Origin of the sequence: Campylobacter sp. 1569, assembly GCF_024723675.1 — a bacterium.
GTDB classification, from domain to species: domain Bacteria; phylum Campylobacterota; class Campylobacteria; order Campylobacterales; family Campylobacteraceae; genus Campylobacter_D; species Campylobacter_D jejuni_C.
In genome coordinates, this window is sequence record NZ_JANQDB010000008.1 from 57,049 (window position 1) to 64,081 (window position 7,033).

Below are 7,033 nucleotides of genomic sequence, written 5' to 3' on the forward strand. Positions count from 1 at the left end.
TATAAAAACTTAGTCAAGTAATAGGAAAATAAATATGTTTAATGGAAAAAGTATTTTAATCACTGGTGGTACAGGAAGTTTTGGAAAAACTTATACTAAAACTTTACTTCAAAAATACAAACCCAAAAAAATCATCATTTATTCAAGAGATGAACTCAAACAATTTGAAATGGCGAGAGAATTTAATGATACTTGCATGCGTTATTTCATAGGTGATATAAGAGATAAAGAAAGATTAAATATAGCAATGAAAGATGTTGACTTTGTTATCCATGCAGCTGCTATGAAACATGTACCAATTGCAGAATATAATCCAATGGAATGCATAAAAACTAATATCCATGGAGCACAAAATGTAATCGATGCGTGTTTGGAAAATAATGTAGAAAAATGTATCGCTCTTTCAACCGATAAAGCATGCAATCCTATTAATTTATACGGAGCTACAAAGCTTGCAAGCGATAAGCTTTTTGTAGCAGCAAATAACATCGCAGGAAATTCTCATACTAAATTTAGCGTTACAAGATATGGCAATGTAGTAGGCTCAAGAGGTTCTGTTATACCATTTTTTAAAAAACTAATCAATGAAGGCGCTAAAGAGCTTCCTATCACAGATGAGAGAATGACAAGATTTTGGATATCCTTAGAAGATGGGGTTAATTTCGTGCTGAATAATTTTGCATATATGCATGGAGGGGAAATTTTCGTGCCAAAAATTCCTTCTATGAAAATCGTTGATTTGGCTAAAACTATGGCTCCTAATTTAGCCCATAAAATCATAGGTATAAGAGCAGGTGAAAAACTACATGAAATTATGATTTCAAGTGATGATAGTCATTTAACTTATGAATTTGAAAATTATTATGCCATCAGCCCAAGTATCCAATTTAATAATATTAATGTTGATTTTAGTATAAATGCAAAAGGACAAAAAGGTAAAAAAGTTTCTAATGGCTTTTCTTATAGCTCAGATAATAACAAAGAATGGATTAGCCAAGAAGAGCTTTTAAATATAATAAATCATACAGAGCTTGAAAAATGATAACTTATTCTCATCAAAATATTGACGAACAAGACATACAAGTAGTTTGTGAGGCTTTAAAAGATGATTTTTTAACCGGCGGAAAAAAGGTTGAAGAATTTGAACAAGCCCTTTGTGAATATGTGGGTGTAAAATATGCTTGCGTGCTAAATTCAGCTACTTCTGCTTTACACCTTGCGTATTTATCTTTAAATGTAAAAGATAAAATTGTCTTAACAACCCCCATTACCTTTGCTGCAACTGCAAATGCTGCTTTAATGGCAGGTTCTAGGGTTGAGTTTATAGATGTAAAAAGTGATGGAAATATTGATGAGAAAAAACTTGCTTTAAGACTAAGCCAAGATAGCTCTAATATAGGGGCAATTTGTGTGGTTGATTTTGCGGGAAATAGTGTAGAAATGGATGAAATCTTAACCTTAGCTAAACGACACAACATCCCACTAATTGATGATGCAAGTCATGCTCTAGGTGCTATTTATAAAAATCAAAAAGTAGGTTCTATGGGAGATTTGAGCATATTTTCTTTTCATCCGGTTAAACCTATCACAACCTTTGAGGGTGGTGCGGTTGTTAGCAATAATGAGGAATTAATCTCAAAAATCAAGCTTTTAAGAAGTCATGGCATAGTCAAAAAAAGACTTTGGGATAGTGATATGATTGAACTAGGCTATAATTATCGCTTAAGTGATGTAGCTTGTGCTTTGGGCATAAATCAACTTAAAAAACTTGATAATATGCTAGAAAAAAGAGAAATCATCACAAGTTTTTACGATAAAGAATTTGAAAAAAATCCTTATTTTAGCACTATAAAAATCAAAGATTATAAAAAAAGTTCAAGACATTTATACCCTATTTTGCTTTTCCCTGAGTTTTATTGCCAAAAAGAGATTATTTTTGAAAAATTATTAAATTTAGGCATAGGTGTACAAGTACATTATAAGCCTACTTATGAGTTTAGTTATTATAAAAACTTATATGGAAATTTATTTTTAGAAAATGCGGATAATTTTTATAAAGCTGAACTTAGCATACCTGCTCATCAAGAAATGAGCTTAAAAGATGCACGATTTGTTAAAGATAGTTTGTTTAAGATTTTAGAAGAAACTAAAAAGGGTTGTTGTGAGTAAAAGTATGCATGAGCTAGCTTGTGATCTTTTTCCTATATGCAGAAGCATTACAGGAGCTGGCTTTAGACAAAGCTTGAAAATACTTGATGAGGCTATGGGTGGGGATATATTAAAAATTCACTCTATAGCAAGTGGAAGTAAAGTGTTTGACTGGGAAGTACCTGCTGAATGGGAGATAAACGATGCTTATATCATCACTCCAGATAGAGAAAAAATTTGTGATTTTAAGCAAAATAATCTTCATGTGTTAAACTATAGCACAAGCATAGACACAGAGCTTGATCTAGCAAGCTTACAAGAGCATCTTTACTCTATAGAAGAAATACCTGATGCCATACCTTATGTGACAAGCTATTATAAAAGACGTTGGGGTTTTTGTATAAAACACGAAGATAGGGTTAAACTAAAAGAAGGAAAATATAAAGTTTTCATCGATGCAAAGCACCATGAAAATGGAGTTTTAAACTATGCTGACTTACTCATACCTAGCACGCAAGAAACAAAAGATGAAATTTTAATTTCCACTTACCTTTGTCATCCATCTATGGCAAATAACGAGCTAAGTGGTCCTGTGATAGCTGTGTTTTTAGCTAAATGGCTTTTAGAACTAAAAGAGAGAAAATATAACTATCGTTTTGTTTTTGCTCCTGAAACTATAGGAAGTATAGTTTATCTTAGTAAACATTTAAAGCATTTACAAAAACATATCAAAGCAGGTTTTGTACTCTCTTGCATAGGCGATGATAATGCTTACTCACTCATTCACACTCCAAGTGAAAATACCCTAGCAGATAAAGTAGCCTTGCATACTTTAAAAGATAAAAATAATTTTAAAGAATTTAGCTTTTTAGATAGAGGAAGTGATGAAAGACAATACTGCTCCCCTTTAGTAAATTTACCCGTAGTTTGTGTGTGTAGGACTAGATTTGGTGATTATAAAGAATACCACACTAGCAAAGATGATTTAAATTTCATCAGCGAAGAAGGATTGCAAGGTGGCTTAAAAGCTATGCAAGAAATTATCATGAATTTAGAAGTAAATGAAATTTATCAAAATACTGTATTTTGCGAACCCAATTTAGGTAAAAGAGACTTATATATAGACCATTGCAAAAGAGAAGGAAGAGTTGAAAATATACTTAGTTTTTTAGCCTATTGTGATAGCAAAAATGATGTTTTAGATATAGCTTCAAAGCTTAGTATACAAGCTTATGAGCTAAAAGATTTAATAGAAAAATTAAAAACCAACCAACTGATAAAGATTATCTAAGGAAGCTCATGATAACCCATATCGATGATTTTTTACAAAAAAGTGTTGCTAAATTTGGAAGTAAATATGCTTTTGTTGAGTTTAATGGTAGAAGCATAAGCTATAAAGAATTTGATGATTTAAGTAAAAAAATAGCAAGTAAAATTCTCTCTAAACTTCCTACTAAAAGCACACAAGAACCTGTATTAATCATACTTCCTAAAGGGATTGATTGTTTGCTTTCTTTTTTTGGTGTAGCAAAAAGTGGAAATTTTTATACGCTTTTAGATGAAAAAAGCCCTAAAGAGCGTGTAGAAAAAGTTATAGAAGTTTTAAAACCAAAGCTTTTAATTACTTCTAAAAAATTAAATTTAGATTTTAATCTTGATACCATTTTCACAGAAGATTTTGAAAGCTTTGTTGTAAATGAAAATACTTTAGAAAAAGCTTTAAACAATCACATAGATACTAATTTACTTTATGTCTTTTTTACAAGCGGAAGCACAGGAACTCCAAAAGGAGTAAGTATAAGTCATAAAAGTGTGATTGATTATACTTTTTGGGTATGTGAGACTTTTAAACTAAGCCATGAAGATATACTTGCTAATCAAGCACCATTTTACTTTGATAATAGCATATTAGATATATTTAGCTCTGTTAAAATGGGAGCTACGCTTCATATACTGCCAAATCATCTTTTTGCTTTTCCAAATAAAATTTTAGAGTATCTAGAACAAGAAAAAATAACAACAATTTTTTGGGTACCTTCTGTGCTGATTTATTTTGCTAATACTAATGCTCTTGAAGCCTTTACACTAAGGCATTTAAACAAAATTCTTTTTTGTGGTGAAATCATGCCAAATAAACAACTCAACATTTGGCGCAGACATCTTCCTAATACTTTATTTGCTAATCTTTATGGACCTACTGAAATTACCGATGTATGCTCTTTTTACATAGTTAATAGACAATTTAGTGATGATGAGCTTTTGCCTATAGGAAAAGCATGTAAAAACACCCAACTTTTAGTCTTTGATGAGAATTTAAATTTAATTACTCCAAGTCAAGTAGGAGTTAAAGGAGAGCTTTATGTAAGAGGAACTTGTCTTTCTTTAGGGTATTACAACGATAAAGAAAAAACAAAGCAAGCTTTTGTGCAAAATCCTTTGCATGATAATTACCTAGACTTGCTTTATAAAACAGGTGATGTGGTAGCTTATAATGAATTTAGCGAACTTTTATGCTATGGAAGGATAGATCATCAAATCAAATATATGGGTCATCGCATAGAGCTTGGAGAGATAGAAAGTATTATCAATTCTCATGAGAATGTAAGAAATTGTGCTTGTATTTTTGAAGAAGAAATTATTTGTTTTTATGAAAGCAAGGAAGAGTTAGATTTAAAAAACTTTTTAAAAGACAAACTTCCTACCTACATGATACCTAAAAAATTTGTTAAAATAGAACAATTTGCTTTAAATGCAAATGGGAAGATTGACAGGAAGGTTTTACAAGAAGCTTATTCAAAATTCCTTTAAAAATTTAATAGTATTGTTTTTTAAACGTACAATTTCCAAAACAAAATCCACAATATCATCATAATCAGTATCTTTAAAACCAACCCTATCATTTGCTTCCACAATACCTTGATTTCTAAATAATTCTTTTTTATGTGGAAAAAAATTACATCTTACCCATTCATTGGAATTACTAAAAAATTTTTCATAGTTTTCACATAGTTGCGCTTTTAATGAAAACTTCAAATGAGAATGAAACGAGTCTAACTCAAAATATTTTTCTATTATTTTGGACAAAAATTTTATTGTATTAGGATCTTTGCTTTTTTGATTAATTCTTTTTAGTAATTCTATCCCTAATAAATTTAAACTTTTATTTTGATTTTGAGGAATTAAAAACTCATTCTTATTAACTTCTAAATCAATACAGTACAAAAAATCTTCTATTAAATCTTGATTGAAAAAGTCATCTTTCTCAAAAATTCTTATCTTTAAGTTTTCTATACCAAAAACACTTGCATAACTTTGACATAACCATTTATAATCAAAGATATGTTTTTTAGAATGCATATTAGGATCTATAGGTGTTAAATCAATCTGTAAATTATTTTTTATCTCTTGTGAATATAACGAATTTAAAAGATCACTGATATTGCGCAAATATAATATAATATATATTTTATCAAAACCTAAATTCTCTAAAAAAATTTTCAACTGCTGTATATACTCTATTTTAGAAAATTCCCATACAATACCCTCGCAGGAAAATATAAATTTTTTATCACAATGTGCTTTAAACTCTTTTCCGTTCAACCCTTTTAACACTTGCCCATTTTTATCTTTATTAGGGCTTAAAATTTGCTCTACCAAACCCCAATGTCTAGAAGTGATACGAAAGGATTGAGGGTAAATACAACCTTTTTCTAATAATTTATTTTCATTCAATGCACAAAAATTTTGTATAGTAGTAGTTCCTGTTTTTACATTACCTATATGCAAATAAGCTACCATTTTACCTCATTTTAAGTTTATAAAAATTTTTTTTAAATATAATATCATAAATTGCTTTCAATAAAAGGTCAAAAATGAAAATTATTCAACAATTTTTTATTAATATAGAAAGAGATGACATTGACTCTTCTATGAAAAATTTAGTGAGTGATGGTATTATTAATAGTATAGATATAATGTCTTTAGTAATGGAGATAGAAAAATACTACAAAAAACCATTAAGTATCGATTTTATCACTCCTGAAAATTTTGAAAATTTTGAAAACATGAAAAAAATGCTAGATGAAGCTATGAAATAATGCAAGCTTTATTTAAAAATCAAAATAAAATATTTTATAAACAAGATCTTATCAAAGCACTTAAAAATTTAGGAATTAAACGAGGAGATATATTATTTATCCATTCTGAAATTTATAATTTTGGAATTCCTCTAGTAACCCCTAAAGAATTATTGCGTATTTTTTTAGATTGTTTTTTTGAAGTTATAGGTAAAGAAGGTACACTAATCATGCCTACATTTACATATAGCTTTTGCGATGGAAAAGATTATGATAAAATAAATTCTAAAACAAAAGTTGGTGTATTGAATGAATTTTTTAGGCTTCAGCCTGGAGTTAAACGCACTAATGATCCGATTTTTTCTTGTGCAATAAAAGGCGCAAAAGAAGATCTTTTTCTTCAAGATCACGATAGCTGTTTTGGTGAAAACAGTGTATTTGACATACTTACAAAAAATAATGGAAAAATTATTCTTTTTGGCGAACTATGGTTAGGAGTTACATATATACACCATATTGAAGAAAAAGCTCAAGTAAGCTATCGTTATTTTAAAGAATTTCAAGGCAATATAATCCAAGAAGATCAAAATAAATTACCTAAAAAAATAAAATACTTTGTAAGAAATATAGACAAATCATCCATTATAGACTTAGTCAAACTCTTGACTTTTTTACAAAAAAATAATAACCTACAAATATCAAATTTTTCATATGCAAATATAGCAGTTATTGACACCTTACCTTTTTTTGAAAACTGTGTAGAAATTCTCAAGCATGATGAAAAATATTTTTTAGATAATCAAGGATAA

At 29.1% G+C, this 7,033-nt stretch carries 7 protein-coding genes; 6 read left to right on the forward strand and 1 reads right to left on the reverse strand.

Annotated features, from left to right (window positions below; genetic code table 11):
* Positions 1-34 precede the first annotated feature (34 nt).
* The 4 genes from pseB to CAMP5060_RS05445 are packed head-to-tail and all read left to right on the forward strand — an operon-like array spanning position 35 to position 4,956.
* Positions 35-1,042, forward strand: coding sequence for a UDP-N-acetylglucosamine 4,6-dehydratase (inverting) (gene pseB, locus CAMP5060_RS05430; RefSeq protein WP_337218032.1), 1,008 nt, complete (start codon positions 35-37; stop codon positions 1,040-1,042).
* Complete coding sequence (gene pseC, locus CAMP5060_RS05435; protein ID WP_337218033.1) at positions 1,039-2,169, forward strand: UDP-4-amino-4,6-dideoxy-N-acetyl-beta-L-altrosamine transaminase; 1,131 nt, start codon at positions 1,039-1,041, stop codon at positions 2,167-2,169. Before pseB ends, pseC begins: the two co-directional genes overlap by 4 nt.
* Positions 2,170-2,173: 4 nt before the next feature.
* Positions 2,174-3,439, forward strand: a complete 1,266-nt coding sequence (locus CAMP5060_RS05440; RefSeq protein WP_337218037.1) for a DUF4910 domain-containing protein — start codon at positions 2,174-2,176, stop codon at positions 3,437-3,439.
* A gap of 8 nt (positions 3,440-3,447) precedes the next feature.
* A complete protein-coding gene (locus CAMP5060_RS05445; protein WP_337218034.1) occupies positions 3,448-4,956 on the forward strand; it encodes an amino acid adenylation domain-containing protein in 1,509 nt (502 codons plus the stop codon).
* On the opposite strand, the gene CAMP5060_RS05450 is transcribed toward CAMP5060_RS05445, so the two are convergent.
* Positions 4,942-5,946 (reverse strand): hypothetical protein, encoded by a 1,005-nt coding sequence (locus CAMP5060_RS05450; protein ID WP_337218035.1) that lies wholly within the window; start codon positions 5,944-5,946, stop codon positions 4,942-4,944. The genes CAMP5060_RS05445 and CAMP5060_RS05450 overlap by 15 nt on opposite strands.
* A 74-nt stretch (positions 5,947-6,020) precedes the next feature.
* On the opposite strand from CAMP5060_RS05450, the gene CAMP5060_RS05455 reads away from it, so the two are divergent.
* Both CAMP5060_RS05455 and CAMP5060_RS05460 read left to right on the forward strand, forming a co-directional pair.
* Complete coding sequence (locus tag CAMP5060_RS05455) at positions 6,021-6,245, forward strand: hypothetical protein (RefSeq protein WP_039626969.1); 225 nt, start codon at positions 6,021-6,023, stop codon at positions 6,243-6,245.
* Positions 6,245-7,033, forward strand: coding sequence for an AAC(3) family N-acetyltransferase (locus CAMP5060_RS05460; RefSeq protein ID WP_337218036.1), 789 nt, complete (start codon positions 6,245-6,247; stop codon positions 7,031-7,033). Before CAMP5060_RS05455 ends, CAMP5060_RS05460 begins: the two co-directional genes overlap by 1 nt.